The organism is Streptomyces sp. NPDC030991 (assembly GCF_055571235.1).
On sequence record NZ_JBVIFR010000008.1, the window covers coordinates 23,928 to 44,251 of the forward strand.

Below are 20,324 nucleotides of genomic sequence, written 5' to 3' on the forward strand. Positions count from 1 at the left end.
CTCAGCCATCCGCCCGAGTTCCACCGCCGCATCCTCGATCTGATCGCCTCCGACCTATCTGGGCTCTCAGCCTCGGTTGCCGGGGGCGCGGGGACGGGAGCCCCGTTCATCCAGCGATGCCGCGGGGGGGCATCGTGCAACCGGAAGGTCGTCGTTCCAGTCCTAGAAGGAAGTGGGACGGTCGCCTGCCACTGATACGTCGGGGAGCGGTCGAGGGGGACCGGCCCGGAGGAAGACCGACGACCACGCGGTGACTCGCGTGCGGGGGGATGACTCATGACGTCGACGCCGACGGGCGCCCGGAAGGACTTCGATCCGTCCGAGACGACCCAGCTTCGCGTGCCACCGCACCGCACCGGCGGCTTCAGACGTATCAAGAAGTCGCTGCCGCGGTACGACTACGAGCACTACAGCCGGCTCGCCGGGCCCCTCACCCAGCCCGACCCGAACAAGCCGTACGAGGTGCAGTACCGCTCGCTGCTCTCCCAGGAGCCGCACCGGTTACGCGCGGCCCTGATGCTGGGCGCCGCCCCGCTGCTCTCGCTCGTCCTGCTGTTCTGGCTGCTCCAGCCCGAGCACTGGACCGAGCGCGACTACGTGAAGTACGACTTCCTGCCCACGCTCGACATCGTGATGCTGGTCTCGATCGGCCTCATCGAGTTCTTCCGTTGTATGAACGTGCTGTCGAACGCGCACGCCACACTGGTCGCCCGCGACCCCATCCCGGTGGTGCCCGAGACCGGCACGAGAGTCGCGTTCCTGACCTCGTTCGTGCCCGGCAAGGAGCCGATCGAGATGGTCACCAAGACTCTGGAGGCGGCGGTCAGGCTGCGCCACCGGGGCCTGCTGCACGTGTGGCTGCTCGACGAGGGCGACGACGCCGAGGTCAAGGCGGTCTGCGAGCGGCTCGACGTGCACCACTTCTCCCGCAAGGGCGTCGCGAAGTGGAACCAGGCGAAGGGCCCGCACCGCGCCAGGACCAAGCACGGCAACTACAACGCCTGGCTGGACGCGCACGGCGACGACTACGACTTCTTCGCCTCGGTCGACACCGACCACGTGCCGATGCCCAACTACCTGGAGCGGATGCTCGGCTTCTTCCGCGACCCGAACGTCGGCTTCGTCATCGGCCCGCAGGTCTACGGCAACTACGACAACTTCGTCACCAAGGCCGCCGAGTCCCAGCAGTTCCTCTTCCACGCGCTTATCCAGCGGGCCGGGAACCGTTACGGCGCGCCCATGTTCGTCGGCACGTCGAACGCGGTGCGCATCAAGACGCTCCAGCAGATCGGCGGCCTGTACGACTCGATCACCGAGGACATGGCGACCGGTTTCGAGATCCATCGCGCCAAGAACCCGGCCACCGGCAAGAAGTGGCGGTCCGTGTACACCCCGGACGTGCTCGCCGTCGGTGAGGGCCCGAGCGCCTGGACGGACTTCTTCACGCAGCAGATGCGCTGGTCGCGCGGCACGTACGAGACGATCCTCAAGCAGTACTGGAAGGGCTTCTTCACGCTCCCGCCGAGCAAGCTCTTCAACTACACCATGATGATCATCTTCTACCCGATGGCCGCGCTGAACTGGATCCTGGCGGCGCTGAGTTGCGCGCTGTTCCTGGGCCTCGGCGCCTCGGGCGTGAACATCGACCCGACGGTCTGGCTGATGCTGTACGGCAACGCGTCGGCGCTCCAGATCGGCCTGTACATCTGGAACCGCCGGCACAACGTCTCGCCGCACGAGCCGGAGGGCTCCGGCGGCGTCGCCGGTATGGTGATGTCGGCCCTGTCCGCGCCGCTCTACGCGAAGGCGCTTGTCGACTCCCTGCTGCGGCGCAAGAGCAAGTTCGTGGTCACGCCGAAGGGCGACTCGGCCAGCCCGGACCGCTGGTTCGGCACGTTCAGGTACCACTGGTACTTCATCCTGATCTTCGCCGGGTCGATCACCGCCGGTTTCGTCTTCGGCCACTCCCACCCCGCGATGATCACGTGGGCCTGCTTCGCCCTGCTGATCACCGCGCTGCCGATGTTCGTCCGGCGGTACATGCTCCGCCAGGAGAAGAAGAAGCCGAAGCCGCCGGTCGCGGAGGCCCCCGGGGCGCCGCAGCCGCAGCAGGCCGGTCCGGCGCACAGCGTGCAGCAGCACAAGCCCCGTTGGGTCTCGGACCCGAACGCCGGGGGCGACGACCAGACCATGCGGATCTCCCTGGGAGGACGTAACAGGTGAAGGACGGTGCGAGCCGCCGCCGTGCCCGGCGCATAGCCATCGGCACGGTGGTGGTACTGGCGCTCGCCGGGATGAACGGACCCTGGCTGTACCGCTTCGGGTCGGCCAAGTACCACGACTACAAGATCAACAGACCCGAGTACAAGGCCGAGAACGGCAAGTGGGACGTCATCGACTTCCCCCAGGACATGCGCCTCAACACGATCCACGCGGCGCTGCTGCGCACCGGGAAGATCCTGCTGGTGGCCGGGTCGGGGAACAACCAGAAGAACTTCGACGCGAAGAAGTTCGACACCCGCCTGTACGACCCCGCGAAGAAGACGATCAAAAAGATCCCGACCCCTGCCGACCTGTTCTGCACAGGTCACACGCAGCTGGCCAACGGGAACCTGCTGATCGCGGGCGGCACCAAGAAGTACGAGAAGCTCAAGGGCGATGTCACCAAGGCCGGCGGCCTGATGATCGTCCACAACGAGGACCCGGACGCGCCCAAGACCATCAAGGCCGGCACGAGGTTCACCGGCAAGAAGAACGGCAAGACGTTCGTCTCCGACATCAACATCACGGTCGAGCGGGCCAAGAAGGTCTTCGACCCCGCCACCGGCCGCTTCCTGCGCAACGACCCGGGCATCGGCCGGGTCTACGTCGAGGCGCAGAAGTCCGGTGCGACGTACGAGACGGGCACCCAGGACAACTACCGGGTGCAGGGCCTCACCGGCGCCGACACCCGCAATGTGTACGGCATCGCGCAGAAGCTCGCTCTCGACAAGAAGGACTTCCAGGGGATCAAGGACTCCTTCGAGTTCGATCCGATCGCCGAGAAGTACATCAAGGTCGACCCGATGAACGAGGCGCGCTGGTACCCGACGCTGACCACGCTCTCGGACGGCAAGGTCCTCTCGGTCTCCGGCCTCGACGACATCGGGCAGCTCGTGCCCGGCAAGAACGAGGTCTACGACCCGAGGACGAAGAAGTGGACGTACCTCAGGGACGTCCGCCAGTTCCCGACGTATCCGGCGCTGTTCCAGACGGAGAACGGCAAGATCTTCTACTCGGGCGCCAACGCCGGTTACGGGCCCGACGACGTCGGCCGCAAGCCGGGCGTCTGGGACCTGACGACGAACAAGTTCCAGAAGATCCCGGGCCTCTCCGACCCCGACAAGATGGAGACGGCCAACACCGTCGAGCTGCCGCCCGCGCAGGACCAGAAGTACATGGTGATCGGCGGGGGCGGCGTCGGCGAGTCCAAGCTGTCCAGCAACAAGACCCGGATCGTCGGCCTGAAGGACGCGAGCCCGTCGTTCGTGGACGGCCCCGAGCTGGAGAAGGGCACGCGCTACCCGCAGGCCTCGGTCCTGCCCGACGACTCCGTGCTCGTCTCCGGCGGCTCGCAGGACTACCGCGGGCGCGGTGACTCCAACATCCGTCAGGCGCGGCTCTACGACACGGGAACCAACTCGTTCAAGCGCGTCGCCGACCCGCTGGTGGGCCGCAACTACCACTCCGGGTCGCTGCTGCTCCCCGATGGGCGCGTGCTCTTCTTCGGCTCCGACTCGCTCTACTCGGACAAGGCGAACACCAGGCCCGGCGAGTTCGAGCAGCGCATAGAGATCTACACGCCGCCGTACCTGTACCGGGATTCGCGCCCGGCCCTGGAGGGCGGCGAGAAGACGATCCGGCGGGGCTCGTCGGCGACGTACCGGACGGGCCACGCGTCGTCGATCAAGGCGGCCCGGCTGATCAGGCCGAGCGCGTCCACGCACGTCACGGATGTCGACCAGACGTCGATCGCCCTCGGCCTGAAGAAGTCGGCGGGTTCGGTCACGGTGACCGTGCCGAAGAACCGGTCGCTGGTCGAATCGGGCTGGTACATGCTGTTCGTGACGGACGGCGAGGGCACGCCGAGCAAGGCGCACTGGGTGCACGTGCCGTAGCGACGCCGGGGGGCGCGGGGCCGGATTCCCGCGCCCCTCTCGGCGCCGCCGGCAACGCGGCGAGCGTGCGTGCCAGACGCCGCGGGGCTGGGGGCACCTCCCGGCCGGAGGCTGGGGGAGGGACTTTCGAAACACGCCCTAGCTGCCGGCCTCGGCGAGCTTCGTCGCGTACTCGCCCCACCACTGCCCGGCCTTGGGCCCGCCCTTGCACGTGCCGTCGGACTCGCCCGGCCGCTTGACCCACAGGTACGCCTTCACCAGCGGGTCACCGGTCCTGGTGGTCGGGGCCTCACCCAGCGCCCGGCCCGGCGGATTGCACCACCGCTCGTCGGCGGCGCCGCCGGTGTACGGCCCGTTCCCGTTGCGGCTCGTGTCGATGACGAACGGTTTGCCGCCGACCTTCGCCGACAGCTCCTTGCCGTACGTCACGGACTCCGCGGTGGTGTAGAAGTTCGACACGTTCACCGAGAATCCGTCGGCCTGCTCGATCCCGGACCGCTGCAACGGCTGGAAGATCGCTTCCGGCCTGCCCCAGCCCGCGTTGCCCGCGTCCAGGTAGACCGTGGTGTTCTTCAGGGACTTGAGCTTGCCGATGGCCCCGTCGAGCAGGTCGTAGCGCTCCTCGTGGAACTGCTCGGGCGTGCAGTTGTCCACCATGTGCTGGACGGCGTCGGGCTCCAGGACAACCGTCGCGCGCCGGTCCCCGATGCCCGCCGCGACCTGGTCGATCCACTTCCGGTACGCGTCACCGTCGGCGGCGCCGCCGCCCGAGTACTGGCCGCAGTCGCGGTGCGGGATGTTGTAGAGGACGAGCAGCGCGTCCCGGTCCGCCTTCTGCGCGGCCTGGGTGTAACCGCGCGCCTGGCTCTCCGCGTTCTCGGGGAGGATCCACTCCCCGCTGGGCTGCTCGGCTATCTTGCGGACCTTGGCGGCCGCGTCCCCCTCGCCGTCCTTCTCCAGGTCCGCGACGGCCCGCGCCGCCTTGCTGTCCGGATTGACCCAGAACGGGTCGGCGCTCTTCGGCTGCTGCTTCACCGGCGGGTCCGGTGGACCGGCCCCTTTGCCGCCGGTCTCGCCGTCCGTGCCTCCGGAGGAACACGCGGACACCAGCAGCACCGCCCCCACGACGGCTGCGCCGGCCCTCAGTTTCCGGTACATCCACTCCCCCTTGGGTGCACTGTCTGGCCTTCAATCGTGACATACGCGGCGCGTCGGGCAGGCGGTCCGACGTCGCTTGTCAGAGACCTGTTACACCGTGCCCACCAGGGCCGATGAACGCCTGTTCGGTGCCGGGGGATCGGTGGTCGGACCGGCGCCCGCCGACCCGGTCCCACCCGGGGGCGTACGCCGGGGCAGTGGCCGCCACCTGCGGGGAGCACCCTCTGCAACCGGACTCGCACGCGGCGTCAGACGCCCTCTAGGCCGACGGGGTCATCCGTTCTAAAGTCGAGAACAGTGGCCCCAGACCTCGGCCTTCAAGACCTTCAGGACCGGACGGGCTCCTCAAGCCTCCCGCGCCGACGCCGGGTCACTCCCGCGACTCGCTGCGCGCGCGGTCGAGGACCAACCCGGTCGGTGGCCCATGGGGGGAGCGGGCCGCCGACCGGGTTGGGTGCGGCGACCGGTGGGGTGCGGCGCCCGTCAGCCCGCCGGCCTCGACGGCTCGTCGACCGCGGTCAGGTAGGCGGAGACGACGACGTTCGCGGTGTACGTGCGCGACGTGCTGTCGAAGGTGCCGCCGCAGGTGATGAGGCGCAACTCGGCGCGGTCGGCGCGGTGTTGGCCGTACACCTTCTGCGCGTCGAAGGAGGTGCGGGAGAAGACCTGGACGTCGTCGACGGTGAACTCCACGACGGAGCCGTCCTCGCGCACCACCCGGACCTTGTCCCCGCTCCTGGCCTCGCTGAGGTGGTAGAAGACCGCGGGCCGGCTCTCGGTGTCGACGTGCCCGACGAACAGGGCGGTGCCGCGCTCGCCGGGCCTGGCCCCCGCGCCGTACCAGCCGACGACGCCGCTCTGGTCGTAGGGCGGCGGCTCGACGGCTCCGCCACCGTCCAGGCCGCGCGCCACGACCGGGGCCTGGATGTGCAGGGCGCCGATGTCGATGCGCTGCGGGGCCGCCGCCCGGACCGGCCGGTGGGCGCCGGGCAGCTGGACGGCGAAGGGACGGCCGACGGCGGCGGCGTCGCCGGTGGTCGGCGAGGAGAGGTTCAGGTCGGTGATGCCGCGGCCCCACAGCCACAGGCCGAGCAGCAGAACCGCCCAGGCGACGCCCGTGATCAGGCGTCCCACTCCGTGCGAACGGTCACTCATGGCGCGCCCGCTCACCGCGAGGAGGACCGGCGGCGCCGGACGCTGCGGAAGGCGACGGCGACCGCGGCGACCGCCGTGAGCACCAGGCCGATGACGGCGTGCCGGGTGCCCGGGCCGTCCGACACCTCGGCCCGCGGGGAGTCGTGCCGAGCGGCGAGCTGGGCCGCGGCGCCGCCACCGCCGGCGTGGACCAGCCCGGTCGGGGTCGGCGCGGGCGAGGCGCCGGCCGCGAGGACCCGGAGGACCCCCTTGACCTTGGCGTCGACGCCGTCGCAGGCCACCTCGATCTCGTAGTCGCCCGGCTCGGCCGACGAGCGCACGCGGGCCTCGGCGAACAGAGCGGGCCGGTCCGCGTCCGGTGCGAGCACGGCGGGTGCGACGAAGACCTCGGAGCGGGCGCGGCCGGTGGTGCCGTCGCAGCCGCTCACCCGAAGCTCGACGTCGGTGCCCGCGGGGGCCCCGTACGGGTCGACGGAGACGGTTCCGCCGTGGTCGGCGGCCTGTGCGGTGGTGACCGGCACGGCCACCAGGGCGACGGCCGCCGCGGCGGCACTCAGAGCAAGCGGACCTGCACGCATCGTGAACCTCCTGGTACTGGCAGGTTCACGCGTCCGGCCGGTTTCCGCATCCCGGGGGCGTCCGACCGCAGGTCAGCGGGGCTGACAGGTCAGCGGGCCTGACAAGTCAGCGGGGCCTGACAGGTCCACCGGGTCAGACCAGGTCCACCAGATCCGCGATGGAGTCGACGACGTGCGACGGCGTGAACGGGTACTTCGCGATGTCGGCGTCGCTGGTCAGCCCGGTCCGCACGAGGAACGTCTGCATGCCCGCCTCCAGGCCGGCCAGCACGTCGGTGTCCATCCGGTCCCCGATCATGGCGCTGGTCTCGGAGTGCGCCCCGATGGCGTTCAGGCCCGTACGCATCATCAGCGGGTTCGGCTTGCCCGCGAAGTACGGCTGCTTGCCCGTCGCCTTGGTGATCAGGGCCGCGATGGCGCCCGTGGCGGGCAGCGGGCCCTCGGTGGAGGGGCCGGTCTCGTCGGGGTTGGTGCAGATGAAGCGGGCTCCGCCGTTGATGAGGCGGACGGCCTTGGTCATGGCCTCGAAGGAGTACGTGCGGGTCTCGCCCAGGACCACGTAGTCGGGGTCGTGGTCGGTGAGGACGTACCCGATGTCGTGCAGGGCCGTGGTCAGGCCCGCTTCGCCGATGACGTACGCGGTGCCGCCCGGCCGCTGGGACTCCAGGAACTTGGCGGTGGCCAGGGCCGACGTCCAGATGTTGCCGACCGGGACCTCCAGACCCATACGGGTGAGGCGGGCCTGGAGGTCGCGGGCGGTGTAGATGGAGTTGTTGGTGAGCACCAGGAACGGCTTGCCGGAGTCGCGGAGCCGCTTGATGAAGGCGTCGGCGCCGGGGATCGGTACCCCTTCGTGGATGAGCACGCCGTCCATGTCGGTGAGCCACGAATCGATGGGCTTGCGCTCTGCCATGCGGTGTCACTCCTGCGGTTCGCTGCGACAGCTGTGGATCCAGTGAGCTGAGGGGCGCCGGGACGACGCTGTGCCGGCGCCCCTCAGCCTAATCAGGAACCGCTGATCTTGACCCCGTCGATCGTCCGGAACCAGTTGTTGCCGCCGGTGTACCGGAACGGCACCTTCGCCCTGGTCACACCGGTGGGCACGGCCGGCGTGACGGTCTCGGCGCGGGAGGGGCGCTGGCGGCGCGGGTGGGCTGTTCGCCGGGGGCGGCGCGGGCGGTCCGGGCGGTCCGGGCGGTCCGGGCGGCTCAGCGGTATCTGACGCGTAGGCGCCGGGCTCCCAGCATGAGGGCGCCGCCGCCGAGGAGGAGGGCGCCGGAGGTGGCCGCCAGGCCGAGCAGCGTGCCGCTCGGGCCGGTCGCGGCCAGCTCACCGGCGTAGGACCGGCCCGGCACGTGACCGGTGCCGTTCCCGCCCCCGCCCCCTTCGTCACCGTCACCGACGCCGTCGCCGCTGCCGTCCGTGACGATGTCGAAGGGGTAGTCGCCGGCCTCCCCCACCCAGTCGCCGTCGTCCCCCCGGCGCTGGACGAGCGCGGCGGTGGCGACGACGCGGGCCGGGAGCGTGTCCGGGGTGAACGCGAGCCGGACCCGTACGGTGACGGTCCCGCCGGGGCCGACCGAGAACCCCGGGAACCCGTCGTCGAAGACGCCCACATGGTCGCCCTGGGCGGTCCTCTCGAACCGCACCGGCCGCCAGCGCGTGCCGTCGGAGAACTCCAGCCTGATCTGCGCGGAGCGCAACGTCCGCCGCTGGTCGACGAGGACGAGGACGGGGTGGAGCGCGCCGCACCCGGCGCCGGTGGTGTCGGTGAGGTCGAACGACCAGTGCCGGTAGCCGCCGCCGGCGCGGTAGAGGGTCGGGGGTGCCTCGCGGATACGGCTCGCGACGGGGAAGTCACGGCCGTCCGCGGCGGCCTCGCACACCTGGCGCGCCCGGCTCGGCCGGAGCCCGTCGCCCGCGGTCGCCGACGCGGGTCCCGAGAGGGCGAGGGCGGTGGCGGCAACGGCGGTGATGACGTGGGTGCTCCGGGCGATCGTGCGGCGCAGTCGCATGAAAAGCCTTTGCTGGTCGCGGAGTTGGTCGCGGAGTCGGTCGACCACCGCGGACCCGCGGGCACGACGGCCGTGGCCCAGGAATCTGCCACGCACGTGCGGCGGGGCCGCCACGACACGACCCCATACGGCCCAATGGCCGCCAAAGTCCCCTCGATCAGCTCACTTCCGGCCGATTGCGGTTGGCGCGGGGGATCAGCTCGCCCGGGGCTGCCGCCGCGGGGCGGGGAGGGCGGCGTTCCCGCGCCCGAACAGGGGGGCGAGGATCAGCTGCGCGGCGCCTTCGACGACGAGGGTCGCCCCGCCGGGCGCGGCCCGTACCGGTATCGCGGGGCCGCCACCCTCGCGCCGCGCACGGGCGTCCAGGACCCGGGCCACTCCCCGTACGAACCGCTCCTCGGCGGCGAGAACGGTCCGGCCGCCGAGCAGCACGGCGTCGATGTCGAGCAGGCTGACCAGGTTCCCGGCGCCTTCGCCGAGCACGCGCGCGGCCTCGTCGAGACCACGCCGGCCGACGCCCTGGCCCTCGTCACCGTCGCCCTTGTCGCCGCTGCCGTCGCCGTCCACCGCGGCCGCGACAGCCGCGAGGCACAGGGCTTCGATGCAGCCGCGGTTGCCGCAGTCGCACCGGGGGCCGTCCAGCTGGATCACCTGGTGGCCGAACTCGCCCGCCCCGGTCCGCGCCCCGCGATAGAGCGCGCCGCCGAGCACGAGCCCCGCGCCGAGCCCGGTGCCGAGATGGAGGTAGGCGAAGGAGCCGGCGCCCGCGGCACCTTCGAGGGCGAGGCCGAGCGCCGCCGCGTTCGTGTCCTTGTCGACGACGACCGGCAGCCCGAGCCGCTCGGCGAGCGCGTCCCGCAGCGGGAATCCGTCCCACTGCGGAAACCCGGTGACCCGGTGCAGTACCCCGTCGGCATGGTCGAGCGGCCCGGGCACGGCGACGCCGACACCGAGCACGGCCGCGCCCCCCGCGCGGCGGGCGCGAGAACCGCTCCCGGCGCCGACCCCTTCCTTGCCACCGCCGCCGCCCACATCGCCACTTCCAACACCGCCATCGCCATCGCCACTGCCATCGCGGCTGCCACCGGCCCCGCCCCGGACCGAAGCCGACGCCGATGTCGATGTCGACACGGACGCCGATGCCGATGCCGAAGCCGAGACCGAGGCCGAGACCGACGCCGCGTCCAGCAGCGCGTCCACCTCCCGGGCCGTGGCAGCGAGGACCGCGTCGGCGCCCGCGCCCAGGTCGAGCGGGGAGCGCCGGCTGGCGACCACGGTGCCGGCCAGATCGGTCAGGACGGCGCGCAGCTCGTCGCGGTCCAGGTGCAGGCCGACCGCGTGCCCGGCGCCCGCCACCAGGCGCAGTACGGTGCGCGGCTTGCCGCCGGTGGAGGCCCGGCGCCCCGCCTCCACGGCGAGCCCCTCGCCGCGCAGCCGGGCCGTGATCTTGCTGACGGCCTGCGGGGTCAGACCGGTGCGCTCGGCGATCTCCAGGCGGCTGATCCCGCTCTCGCCCGCGGTGCGCAGCAGGTCGAGGACGAGGGCCGCGTTGTGCCCGCGCAGGGCGGTCAGGTTCACGCCCGCGGTGGGCCTTGCATGGGTGTTCACCATCCCATTGTCCCCCGCGCTTGCACTTTGGCAACACCGTTGCTTAAGTGGAGGCATGACTGGTACCAGCTCCCCGCTCAAGGTGGGCCTCGTCGGCTACGGCCTGGCGGGCTCCGTCTTCCATGCCCCGCTGATCGCCGCGACCGAGGGCCTGGTCCTCGACACGGTCGTCACCTCGAACCCCGAGCGGCAGGCGCAGGCCCGCGCCGAGCACGGTGAGGGGCTGCGCTTCGCGGCCTCCCCCGACGAGCTGTGGGAGCGGGCCGGCGACCTCGACCTCGTCGTCATCGCCTCCCCGAACAAGACGCACGTGGCGATCGCGACGGCCGCTCTCCGGGCGGGGCTGCCGGTCGTCGTCGACAAGCCGGTGGCGGGCACGGCGGCCGAGGCCCGCGAGCTCGCGGCGCTGGCCGACGACCGCGGCCTGCTCCTGTCGGTCTTCCAGAACCGCCGCTGGGACAATGACTTCCGCACGCTCCAGGCCCTCGTCGAGGCGGGCGAGCTGGGGGATGTCCAGCGCTTCGAGTCCCGCTTCGAGCGGTGGCGGCCGCAGCCCAAGGGCGGCTGGCGCGAGTCCGGCGACCCGCAGGAGATCGGCGGCCTGCTCTACGACCTCGGCAGCCACGTCGTCGACCAGGCCCTGGTCCTGTTCGGCCCGGCCGTCTCCGTGTACGCGGAGTCGGACGTGCGCCGCGCGGGCGCCGAGGCCGACGACGACACGTTCATCGCGATCACCCACGCGAACGGGGTCCGCTCCCACCTCTACGTCTCCGCGACCACGGCCCAGCTCGGTCCGCGTTTCCGCGTCCTCGGCTCCGCGGCGGGCTATGTGAAGTACGGCCTCGACCCGCAGGAGGCCGCTCTGCGCGACGGCGAGCGCCCGGCGGCCGGCAAGCCGTGGGGTGTGGAGCCCGAGTCGCTCTGGGGCCGCGTCGGCGCGGGCGAGTCCCCGCTGACCGGCGGCGGCCGCCCGCAGCCCACGCTCGACGGTGACTACCCCGCGTACTACGCCGCCGTGGCCGCGGCCCTCCGTGACGGCGCCCCGAACCCGGTGCCCGCCACGCAGGCCGCCGACGCGCTCGACGTGCTGGAGGCGGCCCGCCGCTCGGCCCGCGACGGTGTGACGGTGACGCTGTGAGCGCCGGGCAGCCGGCCTCCGCCCTGGACATCGCGACGCTGGAGGAGCAGGAACGCCGCCTGGTCCTGGACTCCTTCACCTACGACGACGCGTGGGCCCTCGGCACGCTCCTGGTCGAACTGGCCCGCGAGCGGCAGGCGCCGGTCGCCATCGACATCACGCGGGGCGGCCAGCAGCTGTTCCACGCGGCGCTGCCCGGTTCGGCGCCGGACAACGACGCGTGGATCGCCCGCAAGCGCCGCGTCGTGGAGCGCTACCACGCGTCCTCGTACCTGGTGGGCAGCCGCTTCCGGGCCAAGGGCACGACGTTCGAGGACTCCTCGCGCCTCGACCCGGACACCTATGCGGCGCACGGCGGCGCGTTCCCGATCACCGTGCGGGGCGCGGGAGTGGTGGGCGCGGTGGTCGTCTCCGGGCTGCCGCAGATCGAGGACCACGCGCTGGTGGTCGAGGCGCTGGAGAGGTTCACCTCCGGCGGCTGACTCCGCGCCGCCTGCGCGCCACGACGAGGATCGCCGCGCCCGCCGCCGTGGTGGCCGCGGCGATCCCACCGAGCACCGCCGCACCCTCGGACGAGCCGCCGGACTCGGCGAGTTCCCCGCCGCCGGTGCCTCCGCTGTCGCCTGAACCCCCGCCTGTGGAGCCTCCGTTGCCGCCGCCCGACGTGCCGCCGCCGGTCGTCGTCCCCGGAGTGCTGTCGGAGGGGCTCGGTGTCGGGGACGGGACGGGGCGGGGTGAATCCGTGGGCGTGGGCGTCGGTGAGTCCGTAGGGGTGGGCGTGGGCCTGGGCTTGGGTGCCGGGGACTCGTCGCAGGTCGGCAGGTCGCCGTCGAAGGGGTAGGCGTGGAACTCCTGCCCCCCGCCGCCTCCCGCCGAGGACGCGTGGGTGAGCGAACCGGCGGTGTAGAAGCGGCCGTTGACACCGGGCATGGTCACCGTCGACATGCTCGCCGGGTTCCCCACCAGCGTGCTGCCGGAGAACTGCGCGGTGCCGCCGAGCGTGACGTCCGTCGCGTCGGGGAAGTTCCACAGCAGCCGGTCGCGCAGCTTCGCCGGGAGCATTCCTTCATAGGTGCTGATCTTCCGCGCGTCCCCGTAGACGTTGACGAGGACAGTGGCGCCGGAGGGGATTCCCTCGAACCGGAGGCCCTCCTGGCCACCACTGCGGCTGACCATGTCGAAGTCGACATCGAAGACCTGGATCGCGGAGCTGCCGTCACCGGTGAACACCGTGGTGCTGCCGTCGTTGACGGCGGTGCCGGTCGCCTTGCGGTGCGCCGTCCCGCCCTCGTACGCGTAGCAGTGGCTGGCCTTCTGCAGTTGGGTACGGAGCGGACGGAACGCTCCGGCGGCGGCCGCGTCCTTGACGGCCGCCGGGTTCACGGTCCCGGAGTGCGCACCGCCGTAGCGCACGTCGCCGCTGACGGTGCCCTCCTCCGCGAGGAGCCGCTCGCCCGTGGCGACGGTCAGATCGCCGCCGACGGTGAGGAAGTCGGTGCCGTTGTCCGGCGGCACGCGCGAGCCGACGCCCGCGACGCCCACGTTGTAGATCTGCGAGACACCGGCGTCCTTGTCCTGGTCGAAGTCGCCGAGGACGACGATCTTGCCCTCCGCCTCGGCGGCGGACCTGCGCACGAGCATGTCCCCGCCGACGAAGACGTTGATGTTGTTGTCGCGTCCGGCCGGGGTCCCGTTGTTCGGGTCCGGGTACGAGCCGGGACAGTTGCTCCCCTTGCAGGGCCCGAGGCCGCCCGGCAGTGGATCGGCGTGAGCGGCCCCGGCGCCGACGACGGCCAGGGCGGCCGAGGCGGCGAGGGTGGCGCTGACGGCCACGGGGAATCGGCGTGCACGCATATTTCGCATAACCGCACTATCCGAACAAAGCTTGGCGCCCCTCGGCAGACACGCGTGGGGCGCCCCCGAAAGAGGGGCGCCCCACCACGTCGCGGTGCACCGCGAGGACAGCGGCCGCTACGCCGGCTTCAGCTCCTGCCGCTGCCGGCCGAGGCCCTCGATCTCCAGCTCCACCACATCGCCGGCCCGCAGGTACGGCTTCGGCTCGGGCTGCCCCATCGCGACGCCCGACGGCGTACCGGTGTTGATCACATCGCCCGGGTACAGCGTCATGAACTGACTTACGTAGCGCACCACTTCGGCCACCGGGAAGATCTGCTGGGCGGTGGTGCCGTCCTGCTTGAGTGCGCCGTTGACCCACAGCTTGAGGCCGAGCGCCTGCGGGTCGGGCACCTCGTCCGCCGTCACGAGCCACGGCCCGAGCGGGTTGAACGTCTCGCAGTTCTTGCCCTTGTCCCAGGTGCCGCCGCGCTCGATCTGGAACTCGCGCTCCGACACGTCGTGGGAGACCGCGTATCCGGCGACGCAGGCGAGCGCCGCTGCCGGAGACTCGGCGTAGCGGGCCGTACGTCCGATGACCACGGCCAGCTCCACCTCCCAGTCCGTCTTGACCGAGCCGCGCGGCACGAGCACGGTGTCCTGCGGCCCGACGACCGTGTCCGCCGCCTTGAAGAAGACGACGGGCTCGGCGGGCGGTTCGGCCCCGGTCTCGGCGGCGTGGTCGTGGTAGTTCAGGCCGATGCACACGACCTTGCCGATCCGGGCCACCGGCGGGCCGATACGCAGCCCCGCGGCGTCGAGGACGGGCAGCTCGCCGGAGGTCGCGGCGGTGCGGACCCGGTCGAGCGCGGCGTCGTCCGCGAGCAGCGCGCCGTCGATGTCCGGCACCAGTCCCGACAGGTCACGCAGGGTGCCCTCGGCGTCCAGGAGCGCGGGGCGCTCGGCTCCGGCCGGACCGACTCGCAGCAGCTTCATGGGGTAACTCCCTCAGTTCTAGGAGAAGCCTCCATGGCTCGGTGCGGCCGCAGCCATCGGAGGTCTGGTCGATCCTCCAAGTTCGGCGTCCACTCCGCAATACCCCGTTCACGGAGTGGACCCGCCGACCGTCTACAGCGCGGGCACCGTGGCGCCGACCCCGTACGGCATGTCGCGGTACAGGGCGGCCCGCTCGATGGCGCTCCACGTCGTCGACGTGACGACGTACAGCGCGGCGGCCAGCGGCACCGCACCCACCGTGAACAGCGTCATGAACGACATCAGCGGCATGAACCTGCCCATCGCCGCCATGGCTCCCGCGCCCGGCACCTGCTGGTCGGCGGCGGGCGTCGGCGCAGCGGCGGCGGACAGGGCCATCTGCCGCTTGGTGCGCCGGTAGTTGAAGGTCGCCACCGCCGCGACGAGCGCGAACAGCGCCACGTACACCAGGCCCTGCGGCCCGAACAGCCCGCCGTGCCCGAGCGCGTCCTTGAAGTTCCCGCTGAGCGGGGCCGCGCCGAGGGTGTGGCCGAGCAGGGCGTTGGGGGTACCGCCGATGCTGTCGCTGGAGAACAGGTGGTAGAGCAGGAAGAACGCCGGCATCTGGAACAGCATGGGCAGGCAGCCCGAGAGCGGGGAGACCTTCTCCTCGCGGTGCAGTTCCATGATCGCCTTTTGCAGGGCCTCCGGGTTCTTCTTGTGCTTCTTGCGCAGTTCGGCGATGCGCGGCTGGAGCTTGAGCCGGTCGCGCTGCCCGCGGGCCCCGGCGCGCGACAGGGGGTGGACGAGGAGGCGGACGAACGCGGTGAACAGGATGATCGCCGCGGCCGTGGCCGAGGCGTGGAAGAGCGGCTGGAGCAGGTCGGCGACCTGCTCGACCAGGCTCGCGAAGACGGACATGAACGAAGACATGGGTGAGCCCTCCGGGGGTCTCGTCGTGCCGGAACGTGCCGGTGTTCAGCAGGGAGTTCGGCGTGACGGACTGCGGAGTGCGGCCGCGAAGGGGCCGGTCAGCAGGCCGTCGGAACGAGACGGCCCGGTGCCCGGGGCCTGGTGCGTCCCGAGGCGTCGGGATCGCGCTGGGGCAGGAAGGCGGTGCGCTGCTCACGGTCGCGCATCGTGGTGCGGACCCGGTGGGGCGGCACGGCCGGCGCGCAGCGTGCGCCGAGCAGGGCGCAGACGGCGAGGGCGGATCCCGCGGCGGCGGTCGCGGCGAGCGCGACGGCCCCGGCGAGGCTGCCGGTGTCGACGACGAGGCCCAGGACGCTCTGGACGAGGAGAAGCAGCAGCAGTGCGGCGGGCCGCAAGGCCCCGGCCCGGCTACGCGCCGGGACCTGAGCGCGAACCCGGCCCGGCCTCTGGCTCTGGCCGGGACTCTGGTTCTGGTCCTGGTTCTGCCTCATGACGCGCTCCCCTCCTCCCTGCCTGTGCCGACGATGGCGTTCATATGCTCCGCCCTTTATACAGGCTCCGTCACGACGGGCCGAAGCATGCGCCGGGGGGCGAGCAGGGCCCGGCTGACCGGATCGACGGAGGTTGGTGCGGGCCTTGGTCGGGTGCGGGTGCGTGGGGCTGATCGCGCAGTTCCCCGCGCCCCTGAGATGCGCACTGCGTGCGCCATCTCAGAGAGCCGCGCGGCCACACACAAGAACGCACCCCCGACCGCCCTATGGGGCGGCGGCGAAGCCGCCCGCTCCAGGGGCGCGGGGAACTGCGCGACCAGCCACGACGACGCCGCACCCACACACCACCAGAACCCGGCACCCCCCAGGGGCGCGGGGAACTGCGCAACCAGCCACAACGCACCCGCGCCAACCCACCACCGCAACCCGAGCTAACCCCCACCCCCTCCCACCACACCCCCAGAATCAACCGGATCCCGAGCCAGCACATCCCCGTCCGCCCGCGAATCCCGGTCAGCGGCACACGCATACGTCACCACCAGCGTCACCACGACATTGGCGCCAAGAGCAACGATCCCCGCGTTCATCCCGAACACCGGATCACGCCCGCTGAAGACCAGCCCGCACACCACCCCCACCCCCACCACGAGCCCGCTCAGCGCACCCACAAGGCTCAACCGCCGCCACACCAGCCCCACCAGCAACATGGGCACGAGCTGCGCCATCCCCTCGTAGGAGATGAGGGAGAGCCGTACCAGAGTGTTCGGCGCGGCGTACGTGAGCAGGAGCGCGATCGACCCGGCCACGACGACGACCACCTGCGACCCGGCCTTCTGCGCGGCCGACGAGGCCCGCCAGCGCGGCACGAGCGACAGCACGCTGCTCCCCCACATCGTGCCGATGACCAGCATGAACACAGCCATCGGCACGATCGACGACAGTGCGGCGGCGACCCCGATGAGCCCCACCGCCCAGGCCGGCAGCGAGTCGACGACGAGTTTGAGGAGGGCGAGGTTCGATTCGGAGCCGGTCAGGCCGGGCACGACGAACAGCGCGGCCATGCCGAGGAGCATCGGCACGAACAGCAGGATGTTGTAGGCGGGCAGCCACATCGCGTTGCGCCGCAGCCCGTCGGCGCTGCGGGCCCCGAGGTATCCGGCGACGGTGGTCGGGAAGATGACGACGGTGAGGGCGTTGAGGAAGGTGGTCGTCGCGAACCACCCCTGCCCGTACGGGCTCCCGCCGCTGCCGGGCAGCGTCAGCCAGGCGCTCTTCTCGTCGACGAGCCGCCCGAGGAAGTCCCCGTAGCCGTCGAAGTAGTGCAGGGGCACGTAGACGGCGAGGAAGGCGAGCGTGACGATGACGAGGAGGTCCTTCAGCACGGACACCCAGGCGCTGCCGCGCAACCCGCTCACCACGACGAAGACGGTGGTGACGGCGAAGCCGATGAAGTAGGCCCAGTTCAGGCTGATCGCGCCGTACGAGATCGTCTGCACGACCACGCCCATCCCCGTGATCTGCAACTGGATGTACGGGAGCAGGAACACGGTGACGAGGATCGCGACGGCGGCGCCGAGCCACGGCCTCCCGTACCGGTGGGCGACCATGTCGGTGATGCTGACGAGCGAGTGCTCGCGCGCGTACGCCCAGAGCATCGGCCCGACGACGTAGCCGACGGCGTACCCGCACGACATGTAGGCGACGACGTAGAGGACGGGGGAGCCGAAGTTGTATCCCCATCCGGCGGCGCCGAGGTAGCTGAAGCTGGTGTAGCCCTCGCCCGCCATCAGCACCCAGATGAACACCGCGCCGAGCGACCGCCCGCCCACGGACCACTCGGCGAGCCCGCCGCCCTTGCCCTTGCCGCGTACGGCGAGCAGCCCGAGGGCCAGCGTCACGACCATGAAAGCCCCGAAGAGGGTGCTGGCGACAGCCGCGTCGCTCATGACCGCGCCCCCTTGTCCCGGTACTTCCGGTCCCCGCGCCAGGTCAGCCATACGGCGACGGGCGTGAGCAGCGTCGCGGCGAGCAGCCAGGCGAACAGGAAGGGCAGCCCGAGCACGACCGGTTCGACGCGGTTCACGAACGGGAGCGCGCCGATGTAGAGGACGAAGGGCACGAGGAGCCAGAGCAGATGGGGCCGTCGGTTGATCACGGGCGTCGAGCCTAGCGGGGCGCCATCCGGCTGAGCTTCCCCCAGACCACGAGCCGGTACTTGGACGTGAATTCCGGGGTGCAGGTGGTGAGGGTGATGTAGTACCCGGGTTCGCGGTATCCGGCGGACGGCACGACCCGGCTCCTGGGCACCGGACCGACGACAGCGTCGTCCCCGGCGGAGGTCCGGGCGAGGCTCTTGTCCACGACGTACGTGTACGTGGCGTCCTTCGTCCGCACGGTGAGGGTGTCGCCGCGCCGCAGCCGGTTGATGTACCGGAAGGGTTCGCCGTGGGTGTTGCGGTGCCCGGCGAGCGCGAAGTTCCCGGCGCGGCCGGGCTGGGCGGTGCCCGGGTAGTGGCCGACGTACCCGTGGTTGAGGACGTTCGGCTTGCTGATGCCCTGGGCGACGGGGGCCCGTAACCCGAGCCGCGGAACGTCGAGGATGGCGTAGGCCTGGTCCCAGCGGGGCGCGGCCTGGTGCGTGCCGGTTCCGGAACCGCTCCCGGTGCCTCCGGAGGCGGCCGGGGACTCACGGGACGAGGTTCCGCCGGTGACAGCCGGATCGTCCGGGGCCGGGTCGTCCGAGGCCGCGGGGTCCTGGGCAGCCGGGGGCGCGGGTGCCGTGTCCCGCCCCCACTCCCGTTCCAGGGCCTGCACCTTGTGCCCGGCCTCGGCCTTGGCCTGCCGGTTGGTCCACCACAGCTGGTGCACGACGAGCAGGAGCAGCACGACCCCGAAGGTGACGGCGACCTCGGCGCCGCTCCAGAGCAGGCGCCGCGGGGACACCCGCCGGGACGGCCGCCCCTGGGTCACGACGCGGGGTCCGCTGTCGCCGACGCTGTTGCCGTACGTACGCTGCAGCACGCGCGCAAGATAGAGGGCGGGGCCGCAACTAGCCAGGGCAGCGACGTGAGTATGTCCCGGAACGACATCCGGGGCCGGCGCCGGGCCGCGTTCGATGGGGGTCGGTACAGCGCCCGACGGGGGCTCTTCCACCCGGGCCGTCCGGCAGTACCGTAGCCTCCATGCGCCCCGACACGCCTGCCACGCCCGCCGAGAACGAGCACGCCGACCACGTAGCGGAAGCCGAGCGCCTGGAACGCACGGCGGCCATGTACCCCGAGGACGCGGAAGCGCTGCTCCTCCAGGCCGCGGCCCACTACGAACTGGCTGACGCCCGCGAACGCGCCACGGCCCATTACGACGCCCTGCTGGCCTCATCGGACGTACACGACACCGCCCTGATCCGTGCCCTCAAGGCGGCGAACCTCTGGGAGTACGGCCACGAGGCCGAGGCCCAGGCGATCATCACGGGCCTGCGCGCGTCGGCCCCGCGCGCCCCGGCACCGTGGGTGATCATCGCGGAGTCCCTCGAAGCGCACGACGAGCTGGAACCGGCGCACGAGACGTTCACCGAGGCCCTGGAACTCCTCGTCCCGGAAGCGGAGCGCGACTCCGGCGACGTGGCGTACCCGAAGCACCCGCTGGTCCTGGGCCGCCACCGCGTCCGCCGGCTGCTCGGCGCGGACCACGACGCGTGGGACGCCCTGGCCGACCGCGTCAACCGCACGGCCGTCTCCCTCGACGAACTCCACGACCCGAAGCGCCTGTGGGCCCTCGGCTCGAACAACCCGATCGAACTCCGCGCCGAGATCGACCGCCTCCACGCGGAACTCGGCTCGTACCGGGAGGCCCTCTCCCGCCCATTCCCGGTGGCGGTCCTGCACTGGCCGTCGACGGAGTACGCGGAACTCCTCGCGGCGTACCCGACCCTGACCTCCGAATACCCGTCCTACGAAGCCCACTTGGCATCGATAGAGTCCTCGCTGCGCGAACTGGCCGCGTCCGGCACGGGCAACCTGGGCATCGTCACGGGCACGCTCCCCTCCTACGAGGCCTTCGCGGCCTCCGAGGCTTCCTCCCCCGAGGACGCGTCGCTGCTCCCGCAGTACGCGACGACACTGGCGGCACGGGGGCGCGCGGTGACGTGGCCGCCGGAGGCGGGGGGTGCTTGCTGGTGCGGGTCGGGGGCGGCTTACTCGGGGTGCCATGGCGGCGCGGCCTGACTCGCAAGCCATACGGCGAGGCGACGACCTACCGCCGCCTTCTCGGACTGCGCGACACCT

The 20,324-nt window shown here is 71.7% G+C and carries 18 protein-coding genes; 5 read left to right on the forward strand and 13 right to left on the reverse strand.

Features of this window, described 5'->3' with window-relative positions:
* The first annotated feature begins 276 nt into the window (after window positions 1-276).
* Window positions 277-2,223, forward strand: coding sequence for a glycosyltransferase family 2 protein (locus ACZ45E_RS16800; protein ID WP_468221508.1), 1,947 nt, complete (start codon window positions 277-279; stop codon window positions 2,221-2,223).
* Window positions 2,220-4,157, forward strand: a complete 1,938-nt coding sequence (gene glxA, locus ACZ45E_RS16805) for a radical copper oxidase GlxA (protein ID WP_468221510.1) — start codon at window positions 2,220-2,222, stop codon at window positions 4,155-4,157. Before ACZ45E_RS16800 ends, glxA begins: the two co-directional genes overlap by 4 nt.
* Window positions 4,158-4,295: 138 nt before the next feature.
* Here the strand turns inward: glxA and ACZ45E_RS16810 are convergent, their stop codons facing one another.
* From ACZ45E_RS16810 to ACZ45E_RS16835, 6 genes are all read right to left on the reverse strand, one after another.
* Window positions 4,296-5,315, reverse strand: coding sequence for a glycoside hydrolase family 6 protein (locus ACZ45E_RS16810; protein ID WP_468221512.1), 1,020 nt, complete (start codon window positions 5,313-5,315; stop codon window positions 4,296-4,298).
* 483 nt (window positions 5,316-5,798) lie between these two features.
* A complete protein-coding gene (locus ACZ45E_RS16815; protein WP_468221514.1) occupies window positions 5,799-6,470 on the reverse strand; it encodes a class F sortase in 672 nt (223 codons plus the stop codon).
* Between the two features lie 11 nt (window positions 6,471-6,481).
* Window positions 6,482-7,048 carry a hypothetical protein gene (locus ACZ45E_RS16820; protein WP_468221516.1) on the reverse strand — a complete coding sequence of 189 codons (567 nt, stop codon included), beginning with the start codon at window positions 7,046-7,048 and terminating at the stop codon, window positions 6,482-6,484.
* Window positions 7,049-7,181: 133 nt separating this feature from the next.
* The gene (locus ACZ45E_RS16825) at window positions 7,182-7,961 is read right to left on the reverse strand and encodes an HAD-IIA family hydrolase (RefSeq protein WP_468221519.1); all 780 of its coding nucleotides are present in this window, start codon (window positions 7,959-7,961) and stop codon (window positions 7,182-7,184) included.
* 295 nt (window positions 7,962-8,256) lie between these two features.
* Window positions 8,257-9,063, reverse strand: a complete 807-nt coding sequence (locus tag ACZ45E_RS16830) for a hypothetical protein (RefSeq protein WP_468221521.1) — start codon at window positions 9,061-9,063, stop codon at window positions 8,257-8,259.
* A gap of 195 nt (window positions 9,064-9,258) precedes the next feature.
* Entirely contained in the window at window positions 9,259-10,674 is a 1,416-nt protein-coding gene (locus tag ACZ45E_RS16835; RefSeq protein WP_468221523.1) for an ROK family transcriptional regulator, read from the reverse strand.
* 52 nt (window positions 10,675-10,726) lie between these two features.
* Here ACZ45E_RS16835 and ACZ45E_RS16840 point away from each other — a divergent pair, with 52 nt between their 5' ends.
* Both ACZ45E_RS16840 and ACZ45E_RS16845 read left to right on the forward strand, forming a co-directional pair.
* Entirely contained in the window at window positions 10,727-11,809 is a 1,083-nt protein-coding gene (locus ACZ45E_RS16840; RefSeq protein ID WP_468221525.1) for a Gfo/Idh/MocA family oxidoreductase, read from the forward strand.
* Window positions 11,806-12,291: a heme-degrading domain-containing protein gene (locus ACZ45E_RS16845; RefSeq protein ID WP_468221526.1), complete on the forward strand. Its 486-nt coding sequence runs from the start codon at window positions 11,806-11,808 to the stop codon at window positions 12,289-12,291. The genes ACZ45E_RS16840 and ACZ45E_RS16845 overlap by 4 nt, the downstream gene beginning before the upstream one ends.
* Here the strand turns inward: ACZ45E_RS16845 and ACZ45E_RS16850 are convergent.
* The 7 genes from ACZ45E_RS16850 to ACZ45E_RS16880 form a co-directional block, all read right to left on the reverse strand.
* Window positions 12,275-13,663 (reverse strand): choice-of-anchor A family protein, encoded by a 1,389-nt coding sequence (locus tag ACZ45E_RS16850; protein ID WP_468221528.1) that lies wholly within the window; start codon window positions 13,661-13,663, stop codon window positions 12,275-12,277. The genes ACZ45E_RS16845 and ACZ45E_RS16850 overlap by 17 nt on opposite strands.
* A 117-nt stretch (window positions 13,664-13,780) precedes the next feature.
* The gene (locus ACZ45E_RS16855) at window positions 13,781-14,638 is read right to left on the reverse strand and encodes a fumarylacetoacetate hydrolase family protein (RefSeq protein ID WP_468221530.1); all 858 of its coding nucleotides are present in this window, start codon (window positions 14,636-14,638) and stop codon (window positions 13,781-13,783) included.
* A gap of 132 nt (window positions 14,639-14,770) precedes the next feature.
* Window positions 14,771-15,550 (reverse strand): YidC/Oxa1 family membrane protein insertase, encoded by a 780-nt coding sequence (locus tag ACZ45E_RS16860; RefSeq protein WP_468221532.1) that lies wholly within the window; start codon window positions 15,548-15,550, stop codon window positions 14,771-14,773.
* 98 nt (window positions 15,551-15,648) lie between these two features.
* Window positions 15,649-16,041 (reverse strand): DUF6412 domain-containing protein, encoded by a 393-nt coding sequence (locus tag ACZ45E_RS16865; RefSeq protein WP_468221534.1) that lies wholly within the window; start codon window positions 16,039-16,041, stop codon window positions 15,649-15,651.
* 431 nt (window positions 16,042-16,472) lie between these two features.
* Complete coding sequence (locus tag ACZ45E_RS16870) at window positions 16,473-17,987, reverse strand: sodium:solute symporter family protein (protein WP_468221537.1); 1,515 nt, start codon at window positions 17,985-17,987, stop codon at window positions 16,473-16,475.
* Window positions 17,984-18,196 (reverse strand): DUF3311 domain-containing protein, encoded by a 213-nt coding sequence (locus ACZ45E_RS16875; protein WP_468221539.1) that lies wholly within the window; start codon window positions 18,194-18,196, stop codon window positions 17,984-17,986. The genes ACZ45E_RS16870 and ACZ45E_RS16875 overlap by 4 nt, the downstream gene beginning before the upstream one ends.
* Window positions 18,197-18,207: 11 nt before the next feature.
* Window positions 18,208-19,062 (reverse strand): class E sortase, encoded by an 855-nt coding sequence (locus ACZ45E_RS16880; RefSeq protein WP_468221541.1) that lies wholly within the window; start codon window positions 19,060-19,062, stop codon window positions 18,208-18,210.
* 161 nt (window positions 19,063-19,223) lie between these two features.
* On the opposite strand from ACZ45E_RS16880, the gene ACZ45E_RS16885 reads away from it, so the two are divergent.
* Window positions 19,224-20,264: a hypothetical protein gene (locus ACZ45E_RS16885; RefSeq protein ID WP_468221543.1), complete on the forward strand. Its 1,041-nt coding sequence runs from the start codon at window positions 19,224-19,226 to the stop codon at window positions 20,262-20,264.
* The last annotated feature ends 60 nt before the right edge of the window (window positions 20,265-20,324 follow it).

What these genes read in the sequence shown, in the direction of transcription:
- ACZ45E_RS16800 (WP_468221508.1), top strand. Translation starts at nt 277, where the DNA reads ATGACGTCGACGCCGACGGGCGCCCGGAAGGACTTCGATCCGTCCGAG.
- ACZ45E_RS16810 (WP_468221512.1), bottom strand. Translation starts at nt 5,315, where the DNA reads ATGTACCGGAAACTGAGGGCCGGCGCAGCCGTCGTGGGGGCGGTGCTG.
- ACZ45E_RS16815 (WP_468221514.1), bottom strand. Translation starts at nt 6,470, where the DNA reads ATGAGTGACCGTTCGCACGGAGTGGGACGCCTGATCACGGGCGTCGCC.
- ACZ45E_RS16820 (WP_468221516.1), bottom strand. Translation starts at nt 7,048, where the DNA reads ATGCGTGCAGGTCCGCTTGCTCTGAGTGCCGCCGCGGCGGCCGTCGCC.
- ACZ45E_RS16825 (WP_468221519.1), bottom strand. Translation starts at nt 7,961, where the DNA reads ATGGCAGAGCGCAAGCCCATCGATTCGTGGCTCACCGACATGGACGGC.
- ACZ45E_RS16830 (WP_468221521.1), bottom strand. Translation starts at nt 9,063, where the DNA reads ATGCGACTGCGCCGCACGATCGCCCGGAGCACCCACGTCATCACCGCC.
- ACZ45E_RS16835 (WP_468221523.1), bottom strand. Translation starts at nt 10,674, where the DNA reads ATGGTGAACACCCATGCAAGGCCCACCGCGGGCGTGAACCTGACCGCC.
- ACZ45E_RS16840 (WP_468221525.1), top strand. Translation starts at nt 10,727, where the DNA reads ATGACTGGTACCAGCTCCCCGCTCAAGGTGGGCCTCGTCGGCTACGGC.
- ACZ45E_RS16850 (WP_468221528.1), bottom strand. Translation starts at nt 13,663, where the DNA reads ATGCGTGCACGCCGATTCCCCGTGGCCGTCAGCGCCACCCTCGCCGCC.
- ACZ45E_RS16855 (WP_468221530.1), bottom strand. Translation starts at nt 14,638, where the DNA reads ATGAAGCTGCTGCGAGTCGGTCCGGCCGGAGCCGAGCGCCCCGCGCTC.
- ACZ45E_RS16860 (WP_468221532.1), bottom strand. Translation starts at nt 15,550, where the DNA reads ATGTCTTCGTTCATGTCCGTCTTCGCGAGCCTGGTCGAGCAGGTCGCC.
- ACZ45E_RS16865 (WP_468221534.1), bottom strand. Translation starts at nt 16,041, where the DNA reads ATGAGGCAGAACCAGGACCAGAACCAGAGTCCCGGCCAGAGCCAGAGG.
- ACZ45E_RS16870 (WP_468221537.1), bottom strand. Translation starts at nt 17,987, where the DNA reads ATGAGCGACGCGGCTGTCGCCAGCACCCTCTTCGGGGCTTTCATGGTC.
- ACZ45E_RS16885 (WP_468221543.1), top strand. Translation starts at nt 19,224, where the DNA reads ATGCGCCCCGACACGCCTGCCACGCCCGCCGAGAACGAGCACGCCGAC.